This window comes from Algoriella xinjiangensis, from assembly GCF_900115015.1.
Classification (GTDB): domain Bacteria; phylum Bacteroidota; class Bacteroidia; order Flavobacteriales; family Weeksellaceae; genus Empedobacter; species Empedobacter xinjiangensis.
The window spans coordinates 71,773-92,245 of the sequence record NZ_FOUZ01000006.1 but is presented as its reverse complement, the minus strand read 5'-3'; the positions used below and the strand labels follow the sequence as shown (position 1 = coordinate 92,245).

Here is a 20,473-nt window from a genome sequence, read left to right as displayed (position 1 = left end):
TTTTCTTCTGTAATATAAAAATTGTGCATTATAACTTTATCATAATGCACAACTTATTTTGATTAGTATTTGTTCTTCTTTTTCTCTTTTCTTGCTTTTACAACATCGTATCCAATCCATCCAATTAAAGCAATCAAAACGTAAATTCCGTATGATGTTTTGTCTGGATTATCATTGTTGATAGAAGTAAAGAAACGATTCCAAATGAATTTTTTTGGAGCCGCAGCTTCAAACATTCCATTCATATTTGCCCAAATCATAATTGGACGACCAATTACGTGATCTTCGCCAACATAACCAAAGAAACGCGCATCTAACGACTGGTTTCTATTGTCTCCCATCATAAAATAATAGTTTTGTTGAATCTCGTATTTATTGGTTTTTTTATCGTCTATATAAATATCATATTTACCCGCAGCAGAATCTACACGCAAAGCATTGTGCTCGTATTTGCGAATAATATTGATGTATTGTGGTAAAGTTTCTTTGTTAATGTCTACAATATCTCCTTTTTTCGGAATATACAAAGGACCGTATTGGTCAGGATTCCATGCTTTATTTACAGGGAAAATTGTATTTGTACTGTCAATTTTACCTTTTACAATATGTTCTGTTTTTTCGCCAACAGGTTGTAAAATTGGTTCAACCGATACTACGTTTGCGTTAGATTTCATTGCAGTAACGTGCGCATCTGTTAATGCTGCAAATTGGTAAATAAATGTACCATCTTCTTTTTTTCCTGCATTATAATCGGTACTAATAATTCCGAAATTATCGTACAATAATTTATCACTAAAAGGCGCTTTTGTAACAACCATATACGAATGTTGAACTTGCGCATCTTTTTTGGGAATAAATTTTTTGTCATTTACATATAAAATTCCGTTACGAATCTGAATTGTTTCTCCTGGTAAACCTACCAAACGCTTTACATAAGCATCTTTGCGATCGATTGCCGAGTAAACAGAATCTGTAGGATAGTTGAAAACAACAATGTCATTTGACTTTAAATCTCTCCAACCTGGTACTCTCATATAAGGTAAACGCGCTTTGTCAATAAAGCCATCACGGTAAATAAATTCTGAGAAAGGAATACCAATTGGCGTCATCGGAACACGTGCACCATGACTAATTTTTTCTACAAATAATGCATCACCAATTTTGATCGTATTTTCCATAGAACCCGTTGGTACAATCATAGGTTGTACAAACCAATTGTGTACAATAGTTGCTAAAACTAAAGCAAAAATAAGTGAAGAAACAAAAGTTGGTTTGCGATTTTCTGGACCTAAATATTTTGGATTATCAGAATAATTAACGGCAAAAATGTATAAACCTAAAGTTAAAACCATAATGATTTTATCTTTTGTTTCGATTTTTCCGTACGAATCACCTAAATCTACAAAGAAAACTAACCAAAAAATTGGTCCTACGATTGGCAAATAGAATAAAATAATCCACCATTTTGGACGGTGAATAATTTCTAAACCTTTCCAAATATTAAGAAAAGGAATATAGGCTTGCCACGCTTGTTTTCCTGCATTTTTAAATAGTTTCCATGTTGCAGCTCCAAAGATTACATTGGCAATAATAAAACCAATTAACCAGTAAATTAATAAGTGCATAAGTCTTTGATATTAGTATTTTTAATTAGTTTAATTCGAGTACATCTTTCATTGTAAAAATACCTTCTTTGTTCCAAATCCACTCAGCAGCAATTACTGCTCCAAGCGCAAAACCTTTGCGCGAATGTGCGGTATGAGAAATTTCGATAGTATCAACATCAGACGTATATTGTACGATATGTGTTCCTGGTACGTTTTCTATTCGTTTTGCTTCGATAGGAATAATTTCTTGCGAATTTTCTTCCATCGACCATGTTTTATAAGTTGTATTTTCTATAATTCCTTCTGCAATTGTAATTGCTGTTCCAGAAGGTGCGTCTAATTTTTGAGTATGATGAATTTCTTCTAAATTAATTTGATATTCATTGCGGTATTTATTCATCATTCGTGCTAAAACTTGATTAAGTTCGAAGAATAAATTTACACCTAAACTAAAATTAGAAGCGTATAAAAAAGCGGTATTATTAGTAATTGCTAATTTATTTACTTCGTCTTGATTTTCTAACCATCCTGTTGTACCACATATTGTTGCTACTTTATTCTCAAGTAATACTTTAAGGTTATCAAAAGCATATTCTGGTTTAGAAAATTCGATTGCTACATCTATATTTTTTAATTCTTCGGGAAGTGGAGTGCGTGATATTTTTAGTACAACATCGTGTCCTCTTTGTATCAAAATTTCTTCGATGGCTTTACCCATTCTTCCGTATCCTATTAAAGCTATATTCATTTTTTGTATTAAAATTTAAAATTAAAAGCGAGACCTAATACTGGTTCTAACGTCATTTCGTCTTGTAAAACAGTTGGTTTAAAAGTCATCTCTGGGTCATTACGAATAGAAAATAAATGTGCATCAACTGTTGCATCAACAATATTTAATAAATAAACTAACGCAGTTAAAGCAACACTATAATCTCGTTTTCGTTTGTAATCGTCTTGTATTACAGCCAATTGCTGCGCCGTTAAAATACCCGTAAATTCGTTTGGCGTACCTTCGCGAACAGCAATATAAGCCTTGCGGTATTTTTTGTATAAATTGTTGTAATAAATTGTAAATCCAGTTCCGGTACCAACTAAACCTAATGCAATAGGCGCTTTCCACCATTTTTTATTGTAAAGTTGTCCTGCACCAGGTAAAATTGCAGAATATAAAGATGCTCTTATTGGACTTTTTTCCGTTAGGGCACTTTTAGTTGCAATTGAATCGTTTATTACTTTATCAACAATAAATAACGAATCTGTTTTTACTTGAGCAAATGAAACCGAAGAAGTTATCATCAACCCAAGAAATAATGATTTAATTTTCATTTAAAAATTTTCTTAATCGTTCAAATTCTTCATCCGAAGTAAAATTCAAAATAATTTTACCTTTTCCATTATTTGCACGTTTAATTTCGACTTTTGTTCTTAATGAATTCGAAATTGAGCTTAATGCTTCTTTATATTGCGTAGGCAATTCGTTTACTACTTTTTTAGCTGTAGCATCGTCACCTTCTTTTATCGATTTTATTAAACGTTCTGTATCACGAACAGATAAATTATTACGGACAATTTTTTCGTAAATATCAAATTGTAAATCCGTATCATCAATCGCCATTAATGCACGACCATGTCCCATAGAAATCATGCCGTCGCGAATACCTGTTTGTATAATTGGATCTAATTTTAATAAACGCAAATAGTTTGTGATAGACGTTCTGTCTTTCCCTACTCGTTTACTTAATTCTTCTTGTGTTAATTTTATTTCGTCTATTAATTGTTGGTAAGAAAGTGCAATTTCTATTGCATCTAAATCTTGTCGTTGTATGTTTTCTACCAACGCCATTTCCAACATTTCTTGGTCATTAGCCAAACGAACGTATGCTGGTATAGATTTTTTACCTGCTAATTGTGATGCTCTAAAACGTCTTTCACCAGATATTAATTCGTATTCTCCCGAATCTTTTTTACGAACTGTAATTGGTTGTATTACGCCTAATGTAGAAATAGATGAAACCAATTCTTCTAAAGATTTTTTATCAAAATTAGTTCGTGGTTGCCAAGGATTAGCGGTTATTTTTTCTAACTCTACCTCAAGTATATTACCCACCAATTTTTTAGCACCTTCGTCTTGTGCTGTTTTTACGGTTGGTTCATCTTTTAATAAAGCTGATAATCCGCGTCCTAAGCGATTATTTTTATTTGGCTTTGCCATTATTAATTTGTATCGTTGTTGTTAATTAAAAATTCTCGGGCTAAATTTAAATAATTTTCGGCACCTTTACTTGCTGCATCGTACTGAATAATGGTTTCTCCAAAACTTGGCGCTTCGGACAAACGCACATTTCGTGTAATAATCGTTTTAAAAACCATTTGCGGAAAATGATTATTTACCTCGTCTAATACTTGATTAGAAAGGCGTAAACGCGAATCGTACATTGTTAACAATAAACCTTCTATATCCAATTCTTTGTTATGATGTTGCTGAATTCCTTTTATTGTATTCAATAATTTTCCCAAACCTTCTAACGCAAAATACTCGCATTGAATAGGAATTATAACAGAATCTGCCGCTGTTAAAGCGTTTAAAGTGATTAAACCCAAAGATGGCGCACAATCTATAATAATATAATCATACTGATCTTTGATTTCATCCAACGCAGTTTTTAACATATATTCGCGGTTCTCGTAATCTACAATCTCTATTTCAGCCGCAACTAAATCTAAATGAGCAGGCATTACGTCTAAGTTTGGCGATTCTGATTTTAAAATAGCTTTACTAGCCAAAACTTCATGTTCTAAAACCTCATAAGTTCCAGCTTCTATTTCGTCTAAATCAAAACCTAAACCAGATGTTGCATTTGCTTGCGGATCTGCGTCAATTAATAAAACTTTCTTTTCTAATACTCCTAAAGATGCAGCAAGATTTAACGACGTTGTCGTTTTTCCTACGCCACCTTTCTGATTAGCAATTGCAATTATTTTACCCATAATTTACGTTCAAAACGATTTCAAAAATACAATATTTAGATTAGTGAAACCTTAAAGAAAAAATAAATTTTTGAACAATTGACGTTTATTTGAGTTTAGTTGTAGAACTTCAGAATATATAATCAAAAATTTAGCAATTTTTTATCTTTTTTAACAGAATTAAAAAACTTATATTTGCGACTAGTATTTTATAATTTTTTCAAGAAAAAAGTTGATGAGTTTTAACCTTTTATTCGGAAGCGTAGAGAATAGAAAGAGCTTTAACGCAGTAGTTTTAATGAATAGAAACGAATTAAAGAATTATTCTTTCCCATTGTTGCTTCGTAATGTATATTACGCCATACGTCTGTAGTACCCTAAAATTTAACCTTATAAAAATTTTAGAAATAATACTATACACGTAACACTTAAAAAGCATAATGAAAACTAAATACATAGATTTAATCACGCAGTCATTTGACTTTCCACAAGATGAATTCGAAATGGATGGAGAGTACTTAAAATTTAATGGAATTGATTTGAAAGCCTTGGTAGAGGAACACGGAACACCATTGAAATTTACGTATTTGCCAAAAATTTCTGAAAACATACAAAAAGCGAAAGGTTGGTTTGAAAAAGCACGTGAGGAGTTAAACTATGAAGGAACTTACAATTATTGTTATTGTACCAAAAGTTCGCATTTCCGTCACATTTTAGGCGAGGCCTTAAAAAATGACATTCACATCGAAACTTCTTCGGCATTCGACATTAATATTGTCGAAAATCTGATGAAAGAAGGATTAATTAATGAAAATCAATACGTTGTTTGTAATGGTTTTAAGCGTGAAGAATATGTAGAAAACATAGCACGTTTAATAAATAACGGACACCGCAAAACGATTACTGTAATAGATAATTACGAAGAAGTAGATTTGTTTTCGGAAGCAATTGAAGGCGATTTTGAAATCGGAATTCGTATTGCATCAGAAGAGGAACCAAAATTTGAGTTTTATACGTCTCGTTTAGGAATTGGATACAAGGATATTGTGCCTTTTTATCAAACAATGGTTAAACCAAACGAGCGCATTAAATTAAAAATGCTTCATTTCTTTATTAATACAGGTATTAAGGATACTTCTTATTATTGGAATGAGTTGACAAAATGTTTGAAGGTTTATGTAAATCTGAAAAAAGTTTGTCCCGAATTAGATAGTTTAAATATTGGTGGAGGATTCCCAATCAAAAATTCGCTTAGTTTTTCTTACGATTATCCGTATATGGCGAAGGAAATTTTGTTACAAATAAAAGCAATTTGTGATGAAGAAGGAATTCCAGTTCCTAATATTTTTACAGAATTTGGATCGTATACTGTAGGAGAAAGTGGAGGAGTTGTATATAAAATTCTTTATCAAAAGAAACAAAATGATAAGGAATATTGGGATATGATTGATTCATCTTTCATGACAACTTTACCAGATGCTTGGGCAATTTCGAAACGATTTGTAATGTTACCAATTAACCGTTGGTACGATAAATATGAACGCGTATTGTTGGGTGGATTAACTTGTGATTCGGATGATTATTACAATTCTGAGCAACATGTAAATGCCATTTATTTACCAAAATACGATTCGGCAAAACCATTGTATATCGGATTTTTTAATACAGGTGCTTATCAAGATAATATTAGTGGATTTGGTGGAATTAATCACTGTTTAATTCCTCAACCAAAATATATCTTAATCGACGAAAATTACGAAGCAAAAGTATATTCGGAAGAGCAAACGCATCAAAATGTATTAGAAACATTGGGTTACAATAAATAAAATTTAATAAAATAAAAAGATAATAAAATGAGCAAAGGACCAATCAGTCAGTTTATAGAGCACAATTATAGACACTTTAATGCAGCTGCATTAGTAGATGCGGCAAAAGGATATGAAGCACACTTGTTAGAAGGTGGTAAAATGTTAATTTCTTTAGGTGGTGCAATGTCTACTGCTGAATTAGGAATTTCGTTAGCAGAAATGATTCGTCAAGACAAAGTACATTTCATTTCTTGTACAGGTGCAAATTTAGAGGAGGATGTAATGAATTTAGTTGCGCATTCTCACTACAAAAGAATACCTAACTACAGAGATTTAACACCAGAACAAGAGCGCGAATTATTAGACGCACATTATAATCGTGTTACAGATACTTGTATTCCCGAAGAAGAAGCATTTCGTCGTTTGCAAGAACATTTAGAAGATGTTTGGCATGCTGCAGAAGCTAAAGGAGAAAGATATTTACCACACGAATTTTTATACCAAGTTGTAAATTCTGGGGTTTTAGAGCAATATTATGAAATAGATCCTAAAGATTCTTGGATTGTAGAAGCTGCAAAGAAAAATTTACCAATTGTTTGTCCAGGATGGGAAGATTCTACTACAGGTAATATTTTTGCATCTAATGTTATCAAAGGAAACTTAAAAGCTTCAACAGTTAAATCTGGGATTGAATACATGATTTATTTAACAGAATGGTATCGTGCAAATTCTGATGGAAAAGGAGTAGGTTTCTTTCAAATTGCAGGTGGTATTTCTGGTGATTTCCCAATTTGTGTTGTTCCAATGATGTACCAAGATTTAGAATGGACTGATGTTCCTTTCTGGTCATATTTCTGTCAAATTTCTGACTCAACAACTTCTTATGGTTCTTATTCAGGAGCTGTACCAAACGAAAAGATTACGTGGGGAAAATTAGATGTTGATACACCTAAGTTTATGATAGAATCTGACGCAACAATTGTAGCGCCATTAATTTTTAGCTATATTTTAGGTCACTAATAAATCGTTTTTTAACGTTTATATACAACCGTCTCATTATTTTGAGGCGGTTTTTTTGTTGTTGATATATAAATATTATGCAAAAAAAATAAGTGATCATTACTGATCACTTATTTTAAAAAAGGAAATTAATCCTTTGTATATTTTTATCTAAAAAATTAAGCTTGCATTGCTTCACCTGATTTTCTGTATACGAATTTTCCGTAAATATGTCTTCTTGCAAAACGACTTGGCGAATCTGCATTTACCATTTTTACGTACGTATTTTTAGGAACACCAAGATATTCATAAATATTTCCGTCTAAATGCTCAACTTTTAAAATCTGTTTATCCATGTAAAAGTCATGAATATTAGATTTTGTTGTTGTTTCAGTATATTCTTCTTTATATTTTTCGTGCGTTTCTGGGTTAATACTTACTAAAAAGTGGTAAGCCTCAATCACAGTTTTGCTTTTTTCTTCTGCTTCTAATTTTCCTGCTTCATCATTAATAAATTTATCAGGATGAGCATCTTTCATCGTATTTCTGTAAATTGTTTTTAACTCCTTTAATGTAGCAGTTTTATCAACTCCAAGTAATTTTCTGTGCTCAACAACTCTTTTCATAATTTCAATCCTTATTTCAGTTTGCAAAAGTACATATTATTAAATTATGAAATAAGGTTAATAACCATAAGTTTCGTTAAGATTATGATAAATTATTTTCTTTTTATCAAGAATCTGATATTCAATACCAATACTATCCTTATTTATAGTAATAAATTTTGCGTTTTGAATGGGTTCAGATTCGTAATTATATAAATTTGGGTCATCAGAATTAATATCAAGAGTTTTTGCAACAATTTCACTGTAATTAGGTCTAACTAAATTATCATTTTTTTCTAAAACCAAAAATTTAGATTTTGTTTTATAAATATAAACTCTTTTCATCGCTAATATTTTTTTATTAACCTCAATTTTGTATTCGTTATTTAATTTTATAGTTTGAATTGTATCTGTATTAAATAGAAAATTTATTATTACAAAAAATGGGATTGCCATTGGTAAAATACTTAATCCAACCAAAGCAAGAAGTACGATTGCGTAAATTTTGATGTAGATTATTTTTCTAAATTTAATGATAATATAAAGCGTAAATACAATCCAACTCCAAGCAATTATTTGATACGTGTATTCTCCTTTTATTTGCAGATTGACTTGTGATAGAATTATTAGTACCGAAAAAATTATAATCGATACAATAATATAGTATTTGATTGTTTTAGTCAATGTAAGTTTTTTTAATCAGTTTTTAAATATACAATTTCTTTAGAAAGAAAATTGTAATTTAGAAAACGAAAACAGCAAACAAATAACGCTATGAATTTAAAGCAAGTTCCGGAATTGAAAAATGCAATTTTAGATTTGCCTTCTAAAGAAAAAGATAAAATACTTTTACGGTTAATTAATAAAGATGAAACGCTTGTAGAGCATCTTCATTTTCAATTATTAGAAGATGAAAATGATTTGATTGATCGTGTTAATATAATTTACGAAAAGATTGATAATCAGTTTAAAAAAGCACATCATTTAATTAATCAGATTAATATAAATAGAAGTCATCGTCAATTGCTTTTGTGCTTAAAATCGTTGAGTGGTTTGGTGAATTATCATGTTCAAATTACAAAAGATAAAACATCAGAATTCGAATTAAGAAAGTATATTTTACAAGAATCATTTAACCGTTATCCCTATTTATTTGCTAAAAATACAACAGGAGAAAATGCAGATAAATTGTATAAATATCAAGCAGGTCGATTAAAATTAATACGAACAATGTTCGAAAAATTTCACGAAGATTTGCAATATGATTATATGGATGAACTGAAAAAAATTGACGATTTTTTGAAAGACACGCCACTAAAAGATGAATTAATCATTAATAATATAGATAAAAGCTACTCAATTTGAGTGGCTTTTTTTATTGTATCTATTTATTAAACAGCATTTAAATTGTTAAAACGGTCTATTTTTTGATAAGAATAAATTCTATTACCTAAGGATTTTTTGCATTATAATAGAGGTATTGTACAGACATTATAAAATTAAATTATAGTTAAATTTTATAAAAAGTATGATTAGTTCTGTTTTAACCGAACTAACTTTTTTATATTTGCACAGATTTATCAGAATTATATATTATGAGTAAAGAAAATCCGCTTTGTGATTTAGATCTTTTTTGTAGTTTCAGCGCTTTTTTGGAGAAAACGTACAAATATCCTCCATTGACGGCTAAATTACAGGCATATATGGTTTTAGAGTCAAATGATGTTGGTTTTACATTTGAAGAATTATTAGAAGTTTTTAATGTAAGTAAAAGCTCATTATCTAACTCTATTAACTATCTACTGTCCATGAAACAAATCGAATATATCAATAAAATAGATTCGCGCAAGCGACATTTTAGATTAAATCTTAGCTATTTGACTGAAAAGTTAGATTTTTTATTTGATATGATTTCTCAAGATATTGTTTTTACAAATCGTATTAAACAACACAAAATAGGAAATGATACCTTATCAAAAAATCATGATAATAGAGTAATTGATATTTATTTAGATCATTTAACTCAAACAAAAACGTTATTAGACGAAACAATACAAAAAATTAATAAAATTCAACTAGAAAATAAGTAATATGAAAAACGTTAACGTTATGATGGTTGGTGCTTTAGCTGTTGCGCTAAGTTCTTGTGGTAAGAAGAACGATGCTGCACAGCAAGCACAAGGTCCAACACCATATCCGGTGGTTGATGTACCAACTAAAGTGGTAACAAGTTATGATGAATACCCAACTAATATAGAAGGTATTGTGAATAATGATGTTCGTGCAAAAATACAAGGTTACATTACAGAAGTTTATGTTGATGAAGGTCAGTACGTAACTGCGGGACAACCTTTGTTTAAATTAGAAACGAATGTATTAACACAAAACGCAGATGCTTTAAGATCTGGTGTTGGTGCAGCACAAGCAAATGTAAAAGCGGCACAAGCAAATGTAAGTGCAGCAAAAGCGTCTGTAAATGCAGCACAAGTTGAAGTAAATAAATTGACTCCGTTAGTACAAAAAAATATTATTAGTAATGTACAATTAGAAACTGCAAAAGCTAATTTAGCAAAAGCACAAGCTGGTTACAATCAAGCGCAAGCTGGCTTAAGCCAAGCACAAGCTGGTGTTTCGCAAGCGCAAGCAAGTTATAAAGGTGCACAAGCTAATGTAGATTATTCTGTAGTTCGTAGCCCAATAAGTGGAGTTTTAGGTGCAATTAATTTCCGTCAAGGGACATTAGTTGGTCCAACAGACCAAACACCAATTACAGTTGTTTCTAATACAAGTAAAGTTTACGCATATTTTTCTATGAATGAGAAAGAGTATTTAAACTTTATTTCGAAAGCTGAAGGATCAACTTTAAAAGATAAATTAAATAAAATTCCATTGGTAGATTTAGTTTTAGCAAATGGAGAAATTTATCCAGAAAAAGGAAAAATTCAAACAGTAACAGGACAAATTAATCCAACAACAGGTACTATTGATTTCCGTGTATCATTTAACAATGAAGCTAAAATTTTAGCAAATGGAAACTCAGGTCGTATTCGTGTTCCAAAAACATTTGTTGATGTATTGGTTGTTCCAGAAGCAGCAACTTTCGAACAACAAGGTATGACTTATGTTTACAAAGTAACAAAAGATACAGCGTATGCAACACCAATTACAGTTGTAGAAAGAGCAGGTAACATGGCTGTTGTAAAAGAAGGAGTTAAGAAAGGTGACAAAGTTGTTGCGCAAGGTGTAGGTAAATTACGTGATAAAACGGCAGTTAAACAAATGCCAGCAAACTTTGATTCGATCGTAAACTCTACTAAAAAAGTATTCTAATTGAAATAAATTATGTTAAAAAAGTTTATTGAAAGACCCGTTTTATCAACGGTTATTTCTATTATCATATTGATATTAGGTATACTGGGGCTTATTTCGCTTCCGGTAACCCAATATCCAGACATTGCTCCGGCAACTGTTAAAATTTCTGCCTCATATCCAGGTGCGAATGCAAAAACAGTAATGGAGTCTGTTATTATTCCGATAGAAGAACAGGTGAATGGTGTAGAAGGAATGGATTATATCCAATCTACTGCATCAAACAACGGTTCTGCATCTATCGATGTTATCTTTAAACCCGGAGTAGACGGGGATATTGCGCAAGTAAATGTACAAAATCGTGTAGCTCGTGCAACACCTTTATTACCAGCGGAGGTAACACGTTCTGGAGTTGTAACACAAAAGCAACAAACATCTGCCTTGATGTTTACTACTTTTAGTTCTACAAATCCTAAATATGACGAAACATATTTACAGAATTACTTAAATATTAATATTATACCAGCCTTAAAACGTGTAAGTGGTGTAGGTGATGCTACCGTTTTTGGTGCCATGACATACTCTATGCGTATTTGGTTAGATCCATCTCGTATGGCAAGTTACGGTTTAGTTCCATCAGATGTTTCTGCTGCTTTATCTCAAGAATCTCTTGAGGCTGCTGCGGGTGCATTAGGAGAAAACTCTGGACAATCTTTCCAATACTCAATTACATACTCTGGTCGTTATAAAACAGAAGATCAATACCGTAATATTGTAATAAAATCTTTAGGAAACGGACAAGTTTTAAGATTAAAAGATGTTGCAACAATAGAATTTGGAGCGCAATCTTACGCAAGTAGATCGGCTATGAATGGTGATCCATCTGCTGTATTTGCGGTTTATCAAACACCAGGATCTAATGCACAAGAAATTATTGTGAATTTGAGAACTGAGTTAGAAAAAGCTAGCGAATTATTACCAGAAGGTGTTTCTTATACTATTTTGATGGATACAAATACATTCTTAGATGCATCTATCGAGAAAGTAGTTCATACAATGATAGAAGCATTTATTTTAGTATTTATTGTAGTGTACATCTTTTTACAAGATTTCCGTTCTACATTAGTACCATTAATTGCTGTACCAGTTTCGATTATCGGTACATTCTTCTTCTTAAATTTAGCAGGATTCTCGTTAAACTTATTAACGTTATTTGCCTTAGTGCTCGCCATTGGTATTGTGGTGGATGATGCCATTGTGGTGGTAGAGGCTGTGCATGCGCGCATGGAGTCTCATCACGAAACACCTATGGATGCCACGAAAAATGCGATGGACGAAATTTCTGGAGCAATTATCTCTATTACATTAGTAATGTGTGCGGTATTTGTACCGGTAACATTTATCTCGGGACCAACAGGAGTTTTCTATAAACAATTTGGTATTACCTTAATTGTTGCCATTTTAATTTCTGCCTTAAATGCCTTAACATTATCACCAGCATTGTGTGCGTTATTTTTAAAACCACACCAAGAAGGTGAACAAAAACGTAATTTTATTCAACGTTTCTTTGATGCTTTTAATACAGCTTTCAATACAATGACGCATAAATATGGAAACTCATTCAAGTTTTTAATTAAACACAAATGGGTAACATTTTTAATCATTATTATTTCTGGAGCTGGTATTTTAGGATTAGGAAAATTGATGCCAACAGGTTTTGTACCTGCGGAAGATAATGGATTTATCATTGGTAATATTGAGTTACCTGCTGGTGCATCTATGGACCGTGTGTTCGAAGTTGAAAAACAATTTCAGAAAGCAATCGAAAATATTCCTGGAATTGATAAAGCAACAATCATTTCTGGTAACTCTATTATTTCTGGAGCTGGTTCTAACTATGGTATGATGTTTATCAAATTAAAATCTTTTGAAGAACGTACAACACCAGATTTATCAGTTCAAGCAATTACAGGTCAATTATTTGGTGCAGCAGCACAATTTACAGATGCGCAAATGATTTTCTTCCAACCACCAGCAATTCCAGGTTTTGGAATGTCTTCTGGTTTCGAATTAAAATTATTAGATAAAACAGGTGGAGATATTGCAGATTTTGATAAAGTAGCAAAAGAATACATTGGTGCATTAATGCAACGTCCAGAAATTCAGTACGCACAAACATCATTAAATACAAATTTCCCACAATACGAAATTGATGTAAATATTGAAAGAGCAAAACAAGCAGGTGTTTCTGTAAGTTCTATCTTCTCTACATTACAAGGTTATATTGGTGGTTTATATGCGGCCGATTTTACACGTTTTGGTAAACAATACCGTGTTTATATCCAAGCGTTACCAGATGATCGTATCAATGAAATGAGTTTAAACAAAATGTTTGTTAAAACATCAACAGGAGCAATGACACCTGTATCACAATTTGTAACATTAAATCGTGTATATGGTCCTAACTCTGTAAACCGTTTCAACTTATTTACATCTGCTAATATTACAGGTGCTGTAAAACCAGGATTTTCTACGGGAGATGCAATTACAGCAATTAATCAAGTTTCTGAACAAACATTATCAACTTCTTACGGAACAGACTTTACAGGTTTAACACGTGAGGAGATTAGTTCTGGTTCTCAAACAGTAATGATTTTTGCTTTATGTATCGTATTCGTATACTTTATCTTATCAGCACAATATGAGTCGTATGTTTTACCATTATCAGTATTGTTAGCAGTACCTTCTGGTATTATGGGGGCTTATTTCTCTCAATGGATTGCAGGATTAGAAAATAATATCTATTTCCAGATTGCCTTAATCATGTTAGTAGGATTACTGGCCAAGAATGCCATTTTGATTGTAGAGTTCGCTTTACAAAGACGTATGCACGGAATGACAATTGTACAAGCTGCAATTGACGGTGCAAAAGCACGTTTACGTCCAATCTTAATGACATCATTTGCCTTTATTTTAGGATTAATGCCATTGGTTTTTGCAACAGGAGTTTCTTCTGCGGGTAACCGTTCGGTAGCTACTGGTGCGGCATTCGGATTATTAATCGGAACTATTTTAGGTTTATTTATTATTCCAGTATTGTTTGTTATTTTCCAAACATTACAAGAAAAAATCAAACCAATAAAATTTGATCGTCCAGAAGGAGAAATTGAACATAATAAATCAATCTAATCATGAAAAAGTACAGAATTTTAAACATTACTTTAGTTGCGGCTGGATTGTTCGCTGTTCAATCTTGTTTCGTGGCAAAAGACTATAAACGTCCTGAAGCTGTTGTAAATGAGGCAAATTTTAGAACAGATGTTATTTCGAAAGATAGCGCAAGTGTAGCAACTGTATCTTGGAAACAAATTTTTACAGATACACAATTACAAGCTTTAATTAATCAAGGATTACAAAATAACTTGGACATTCGTTCGGCACTGCAAAATATTGCAGTTGCCGAGGCGTATGCCAAACAAGGTAAATCGGGTTATTTACCTACATTAACTGTTGGTCCTAAATATACATTTACAGAAAATTCGCTTAATACTCAATTTGGTGCTATGATGCAAAAAAGAGGACAAAGCCAATACGAAGTATCAGGATCATTAAGTTGGGAAGCTGACATTTGGGGAAAGATTAGAAGTAATCAACGCGCAAGTGCAGCAACTTATTTACAAACTATAGAAGCGCACAAAGCTGTAAAAACACAAATTGTTGCGTCTATAGCAAACTCGTACTACGCATTATTAGCGTTAGACGAGCAAAAACGTATTTTAGATAAAACATTAATTAACCGCGAACAAAGTTTAGAAACGACAAAAGCATTAAAAGATGCTGGTAGCGTAACCGAAGTTGCAGTTAACCAAACAGAAGCACAATTATACAATGTGAAATCATTGTTAGTTGATGTAGAAAACGGAATCAAATTAAACGAAAACGTTTTAAGTGTTTTATTAGGGACAAATCCACAATCAATCAATCGTACAAATTTAGCTTCTCAAAAAGCGAATACAAATTTAACTGTTGGTGTTCCGGCGCAATTATTAGAAAATCGCCCAGATATCAAAGCAGCAGAATTTGGTTTGATAAACTCTTTTGAGAATGTAAATGTTGCAACGGCTAATTTTTATCCGTCGTTAACAATTTCTGCAACTGGAGGAGTACAAGGAATTGACATTGATAAATTATTTAGTGCACAATCTTTATTTGCGACGTTAGTTGGCGGAATTGCTCAACCAATTCTTAACAAACGTGCAATTCGTACACAAAAAGAAGTTGCTTTGGCTAATCAAGAAAATGCTTTGATTAACTATAAAAGTAAAATTTTGAATGCAAGTAAAGAAGTTTCTGATGCTTTGTATAACTACGATGCATCGGTTAAAAAGACTGAATACAAACAAAAAGAATATCAATTATACAGCCAAGCAATAACTTATTCTGAAGAGTTATTAAATTATGGTATGGCAAATTACTTAGAAGTAATTACGGCTAGAGATAGTGGTTTGAATGCTGAATTGAATGTAGTTGATGCAAAATTAACATCTTTAACTTCGATGGTAGAATTATACCGTGCTGTTGGAGGAGGATGGCAATAAACTTATTTATCTAATTGAATTAAAGCTTCAGATTTATCTGAAGCTTTTTTTATGTATAAGATTATTCTGTTTTTAAGATATTTTCAAAATATTCTTTGGATTCGTCATCAAATGTAGGTTTTTGAAGCAATAATTGAGAGATTTTTGCAATCTTATCAAAATCATTCTGAGAAAAATATTCACCAAAATGTTCGTGGCAAAAATCACCAATATTTCCCAAAACAACATTTACTTCTTCTTTGCTCAATTCTCCTTTTTGTTGCCAACGCGTTCTAAATAAACTTGCTGCTAAATAAGATGAAATGTCAATTAAATCATCAATCGAAATATTTCCACCATTTTGTAATTTAGCCATGATTAGCGTATCCATATCACGGTAAATAACATCTCTTATTGTTAATTCTTTTTCTTCCATTGTCTATATTATCTTACAAAATTATAGATTAAAATTTGGTTCGACCTGAAATTTCATCAATTCTTTTGTTGTAGGATGTATAAATTCTAAATATTCGGCATGTAAATGCAAACGATTGGCTTTTGTACCATACAAATCATCACCAACAATTGCGATATTTAAACCTAAATGATGCGAAGCATGCATTCTTAATTGATGTGTACGACCAGTTATTGGATAAAAATAAATCAAGGTTTTACCATCTTTACGTTTTATTACTTGATAATCTGTTTTTGCATTTTTACCATGTTCATAACAAACCATTTGTCGCGGACGATCGTCTAAATCTACACGCAAAGGCAAATCAATTGTTCCGTTATCATTTTCTACATTACCGTCTAATAGTGCGATGTAACGTTTTTTAACTTTACGTTTTATAAATTGCTGTTGTATAGTTTTATGACTTTCTTTGTTTAAAGCCAAAACCAAAATTCCCGAAGTTGACATATCCAAACGATGTACAATTAACGGTCCAGTTGCATTCGGAAATTGTTTTTTAATACGAATATAAACAGAATCTGTAATCTCAATTCCAGGAACAGAAAGAAATTCTTCGGGTTTATTTACAACCAAAATATCATCATCTTGGTAGATAATTTCTAGTTGATCTACATTCGAATTTTGTTGAAGCAAAAGATTATCATCAAGCTCAATTCCTTGTAACATATGTCCCAAAATTGGTTCACATTTTCCCGTACAAGCTGGATAAAAATGTTGATGTTTTCTGACTTCAGATTTTGGAGAATCTCCCCACCAAAATTCGGCCATACAAATTGGTTCTAAATTTTCTTGAAAAGCATATTGCAATAATTTTGGAGCCGCACATTCGCCAGCAGCTGCAGGAGGTTGTTGAAAAGAAGTTTGTTCAAATATATCTCGTAAACCTTTTTCTTGCTTAAACTTATTAATGAATTGATATTGGTCAAATAATTGATTTTGAAGTGAATTAGATTTTAATTTTCGTTCTTCTTTTAGCTGATTTATTTCTTCGTCAAAAACAAAAATTTCTTCCTGAAGTTTATTTCGTTCAGTTTCTAATTCTTTATTTAGTTGTCTAAATTCGTGCTTATCTCGTAAACTTTGTTTAATTAAATCATTTTCAAAAATTGCAGTTTCTTGTTCATTTAATGTAGGAATAATTGTATCGCGTTGTGTTTTTCGTTCCTTTTTATTTGTTTTTAGAAGTTGTTTTCCAGCCTCAATTTTAGACTTTTCTTCAATCTCAAATGCAGTATAATTAGAACGTAATTGATGTAGATTTGGGTTGTTTTCTAATTGCTCAAGAAGTCGATTTATTTCATTTAAACGTTCTTCTTGTTCTAAGAAAAAACCGTTTTTATTTAGCATATCAAAAACTGGAGGAACAAATATTTTGTGCTGATTTGTATTTGCCAATTTACCCGAAACAGCGGCCAAATAACCAATTTCATTTGCTTGATTTTTAACTACCAAAACACCAAACATTTTACCAATAGTAAGCGACAATTCGGTTTTGTCTAATCCAAAATTATGGGTAAAATCGGTCTGATTTTCTAAATAATCTTGTACCTCTTTGCACGCTAATTTTGCGATTGCATGAGGTTGATAATAAAATGGATAATCAAATTTTGTTGGAATCTCGAATGCTGAAATAGATTGTTTGAAATACTGAAAGTAATTGGACATTGTAAAATATAAATTCTCAGCAAAGTTACATTATAACTGATTAATTTCGAAATCTAAATTTTCTCTAGCTTGTTGTTCGTACAAATAATTAAAATGATCGGTTATATAAATTTTCTCTTGAGTGATAAATTTTTTAAGCACATTTTTTCGACTAGGATTATAAATTTCGGTAGGAAATTGTTCATATTCTTTTCTTATATTTTCAGAATAAACAGAATATTTCGCCGTAGATTGTCCTAAAATAGAGAGATCAGCATCTATAAAATAATTAATATCTTGATCTTGATTTTTACGATGATATTTTGTTGCCAAAATTAATTCGTTGACTTTAGAAAGTATTTCTTGCGGAACATTAATCTCCGATAATCGTTGATAAGCAATTTTAGCACTTTGTTCTTCATTATCAAAATTAGCAGTATTGTAAACACAATCGTGGTAAAAAAGAGCAAATACAACAGCATTCCAATCTTTTATAAAAACCTTTACATTTAGCAACTCAATCAACATATCACTAATGTGTTGTAAAGTATGATAATGCAAATTTTTGTGATCATAGAACCAATTAATCTCGCGCCAATACATGTCATTAAGCGTTTCATTTTCTGAAAATTGGTTTAAGTTTTTTATAAAAAAATCTTTTAGATCAGCTGTTTCCATTTAACAAAAGTAATTTAAAATATTTCTGATTGAGATTAAATTTAAGTTGGTTATCTCATTAAAATATAAAAAGCTACTCGTATTGAGTAGCTTTTTATATTAATAAATCTTTTTAATCATCTATTGTATCCCTCACCTGAACTTTGGTTGTATTAGGCTTTTCGCCATATAAAAACTCCAAATAAATTTTACTATACGAACTTAATATTTGCAATAGTTTGAAATAATTTACATCATTTAACTGTATGTTATTTCCTGTATTTGTTAACGCATTATCAATAAAATCTCGGATTTTGAACGAAGGTATTTTCAAATCATTTGTAAAATAATTTTCACCAAAATAGTTCTTAATTTTCGTTATTTTATCGTACTTCGTTTCGTAATCTATAAGCGCCTTTCGTTGTTTAGCTTTACCCGAAACGACGTCAAAAATTCGTCCAATATCCAAACGCGTCAATGTAATATCTCCGCTTAAAAAACCTGCGCTAAGAGCAGAAGTATCTTTTATAGGTTTTAGATCAGGATTAACACCCAAATCTTTGTAAAGTTTGGTAATTACATCAACTTTACGACCATTTTTCACATCTTTTTCTAGAATTCCAGTTAATTTTGGACCAATAAAAGCAGTATTTAATTGAATAGTTTGAACAGCTAAATGTACCACAATTACTGGTTTTTTGTATAGATTAGGTTTCAAAATAATTGATCTATTTTCGTACCAATCCGATTGCATTTTTAGGGTGTCATTTTCTTTTGCTTGAATAAAAAATATTCCAGCAAAATTAGTAATCGTCGTGTGGTTTGTGCGCGTATTTGTCACATAAACACCTTCGGCGTTTTCTTCGGAATCATCAATAATAATATTTCCTTGAACCCATTTTTCCTGTGCAAAAATGAACTGTGCGAATAATAAAATAGTGAATGTTAAAAATGGTTTCAATTGTGTGATGTATTAATTTCTTGTACGAATATAAGTCTTAAAAAAATATCGACGAATATGTTAACGTTTATTGGCTTAAATTTAGAATTCTATTAAGAATTATTGTATTTTGGATTGATTCAATTCCTCTAAATATTGTTTAGCAAAAGCTCCCAATTCAATCTGAATAAGCTCAAATTGGCGATTAATAACCTTTTCTTTTAGCGGATATCGATCGCTAACATAATACAAAAATTCTTCAATTTTATATTCGGGTAGATGTAAATCATCCGTAAAATAATCAAGTGGATAATAATGTTTCAGCTCTTGTATTAAAGATGCTTTGGTTTCGTAATTTCTAATTTTACGTTGATCGCGGTAAAAACCATTGATATGACCAATTAATCGAACTGGATTTAAAACATCCATTGGTTTAAATTTTGCCAAATCTCGTCTGGGTTCTAAATCTCGCAAACGCTGATCTAAACCCATTTTGTCGTACAAATCTGTTTTAGAATCGTAACCTAATTTTTGTCCAAATTTATTATTTCCGACTACAGCGGTACCAAGTTCTATCGTTTCAATATTTAAATGTGCTTGTAAATAACCTTTGGTGTAAATAGCTTGATTGATGACAATTTTTCTTGGAACTAGAAAATCAGCTTCAAATGAAATTGTATCACCAACATTGGCTTGAATCGAATAATAACCTGAAGGAGTGGTAAATGTACGTGCTTCCGAACGTAAATTTTCTACACGAATACCAGCAGTTGTCGAAACATAATCGTTTCCTTCGTCAATTAAAACCGAACCAGTTATCAGTTTATTTTGAGCAAAGCTAATTAGGGTAGAGAATAGAAAAATGTACGTTAACCAAGTGCGCAT

The 20,473-nt window shown here is 31.4% G+C and carries 19 protein-coding genes; 7 read left to right on the top strand and 12 right to left on the bottom strand.

Going from position 1 to position 20,473, the window contains the following annotated elements:
* Nucleotides 1-62: 62 nt before the first annotated feature.
* Genes lepB through BM072_RS06995 form a run of 5 tightly spaced genes read right to left on the bottom strand, consistent with a single transcriptional unit; the run spans nt 63 to nt 4,595 of the window.
* Nucleotides 63-1,625 (bottom strand): signal peptidase I, encoded by a 1,563-nt coding sequence (lepB, locus tag BM072_RS07015; RefSeq protein ID WP_092907932.1) that lies wholly within the window; start codon nt 1,623-1,625, stop codon nt 63-65.
* Between the two features lie 25 nt (nt 1,626-1,650).
* Nucleotides 1,651-2,355 (bottom strand): 4-hydroxy-tetrahydrodipicolinate reductase, encoded by a 705-nt coding sequence (dapB, locus tag BM072_RS07010; RefSeq protein ID WP_092907930.1) that lies wholly within the window; start codon nt 2,353-2,355, stop codon nt 1,651-1,653.
* Between the two features lie 8 nt (nt 2,356-2,363).
* Entirely contained in the window at nt 2,364-2,933 is a 570-nt protein-coding gene (locus tag BM072_RS07005) for a DUF5683 domain-containing protein (RefSeq protein ID WP_092907928.1), read from the bottom strand.
* Nucleotides 2,923-3,819, bottom strand: coding sequence for a ParB/RepB/Spo0J family partition protein (locus BM072_RS07000; protein WP_092907926.1), 897 nt, complete (start codon nt 3,817-3,819; stop codon nt 2,923-2,925). Before BM072_RS07000 ends, BM072_RS07005 begins: the two co-directional genes overlap by 11 nt.
* Before the next feature lie 2 nt (nt 3,820-3,821).
* Nucleotides 3,822-4,595 (bottom strand): ParA family protein, encoded by a 774-nt coding sequence (locus BM072_RS06995; RefSeq protein WP_092907924.1) that lies wholly within the window; start codon nt 4,593-4,595, stop codon nt 3,822-3,824.
* Nucleotides 4,596-5,014: 419 nt separating this feature from the next.
* Between BM072_RS06995 and BM072_RS06990 the strand changes: the two genes are divergently transcribed.
* A complete protein-coding gene (locus BM072_RS06990; protein WP_092907922.1) occupies nt 5,015-6,400 on the top strand; it encodes a type III PLP-dependent enzyme domain-containing protein in 1,386 nt (461 codons plus the stop codon).
* Nucleotides 6,401-6,427: 27 nt separating this feature from the next.
* Nucleotides 6,428-7,402, top strand: a complete 975-nt coding sequence (locus BM072_RS06985) for a deoxyhypusine synthase family protein (RefSeq protein WP_092907920.1) — start codon at nt 6,428-6,430, stop codon at nt 7,400-7,402.
* A gap of 158 nt (nt 7,403-7,560) precedes the next feature.
* On the opposite strand, the gene BM072_RS06980 is transcribed toward BM072_RS06985, so the two are convergent.
* Both BM072_RS06980 and BM072_RS06975 read right to left on the bottom strand, forming a co-directional pair.
* Complete coding sequence (locus BM072_RS06980) at nt 7,561-8,007, bottom strand: KTSC domain-containing protein (protein ID WP_092907918.1); 447 nt, start codon at nt 8,005-8,007, stop codon at nt 7,561-7,563.
* A 57-nt stretch (nt 8,008-8,064) separates the two neighbouring features.
* Nucleotides 8,065-8,670 (bottom strand): hypothetical protein, encoded by a 606-nt coding sequence (locus BM072_RS06975; RefSeq protein ID WP_092907916.1) that lies wholly within the window; start codon nt 8,668-8,670, stop codon nt 8,065-8,067.
* Between the two features lie 90 nt (nt 8,671-8,760).
* On the opposite strand from BM072_RS06975, the gene BM072_RS06970 reads away from it, so the two are divergent.
* The 5 genes from BM072_RS06970 (at nt 8,761) to BM072_RS06950 (ending at nt 15,893) form a co-directional block, all read left to right on the top strand.
* Nucleotides 8,761-9,351 (top strand): hypothetical protein, encoded by a 591-nt coding sequence (locus tag BM072_RS06970; protein WP_092907914.1) that lies wholly within the window; start codon nt 8,761-8,763, stop codon nt 9,349-9,351.
* Nucleotides 9,352-9,581: 230 nt separating this feature from the next.
* On the top strand, nt 9,582-10,076 hold the full coding sequence (locus tag BM072_RS06965; RefSeq protein ID WP_092907912.1) for a hypothetical protein: 495 nt from the start codon (nt 9,582-9,584) through the stop codon (nt 10,074-10,076).
* Nucleotide 10,077: 1 nt separating this feature from the next.
* On the top strand, nt 10,078-11,316 hold the full coding sequence (locus BM072_RS06960; protein WP_092907910.1) for an efflux RND transporter periplasmic adaptor subunit: 1,239 nt from the start codon (nt 10,078-10,080) through the stop codon (nt 11,314-11,316).
* 12 nt (nt 11,317-11,328) lie between these two features.
* A complete protein-coding gene (locus BM072_RS06955) occupies nt 11,329-14,484 on the top strand; it encodes an efflux RND transporter permease subunit (RefSeq protein ID WP_092907908.1) in 3,156 nt (1,051 codons plus the stop codon).
* Nucleotides 14,485-14,486: 2 nt separating this feature from the next.
* Nucleotides 14,487-15,893 (top strand): efflux transporter outer membrane subunit, encoded by a 1,407-nt coding sequence (locus tag BM072_RS06950; protein WP_092907906.1) that lies wholly within the window; start codon nt 14,487-14,489, stop codon nt 15,891-15,893.
* A 61-nt stretch (nt 15,894-15,954) separates the two neighbouring features.
* Here the strand turns inward: BM072_RS06950 and BM072_RS06945 are convergent, their stop codons facing one another.
* From BM072_RS06945 to BM072_RS06925, 5 genes are all read right to left on the bottom strand, one after another.
* Nucleotides 15,955-16,308, bottom strand: coding sequence for a hypothetical protein (locus BM072_RS06945; protein WP_092907904.1), 354 nt, complete (start codon nt 16,306-16,308; stop codon nt 15,955-15,957).
* A gap of 21 nt (nt 16,309-16,329) precedes the next feature.
* Entirely contained in the window at nt 16,330-18,012 is a 1,683-nt protein-coding gene (locus BM072_RS06940) for an RluA family pseudouridine synthase (RefSeq protein ID WP_092907902.1), read from the bottom strand.
* Nucleotides 18,013-18,042: 30 nt separating this feature from the next.
* Entirely contained in the window at nt 18,043-18,669 is a 627-nt protein-coding gene (locus BM072_RS06935; RefSeq protein ID WP_092907900.1) for an HD domain-containing protein, read from the bottom strand.
* A 112-nt stretch (nt 18,670-18,781) separates the two neighbouring features.
* Nucleotides 18,782-19,609, bottom strand: a complete 828-nt coding sequence (locus BM072_RS06930; RefSeq protein ID WP_245752070.1) for a hypothetical protein — start codon at nt 19,607-19,609, stop codon at nt 18,782-18,784.
* Nucleotides 19,610-19,708: 99 nt separating this feature from the next.
* Nucleotides 19,709-20,473 carry a hypothetical protein gene (locus BM072_RS06925; RefSeq protein WP_092907898.1) on the bottom strand — a complete coding sequence of 255 codons (765 nt, stop codon included), beginning with the start codon at nt 20,471-20,473 and terminating at the stop codon, nt 19,709-19,711.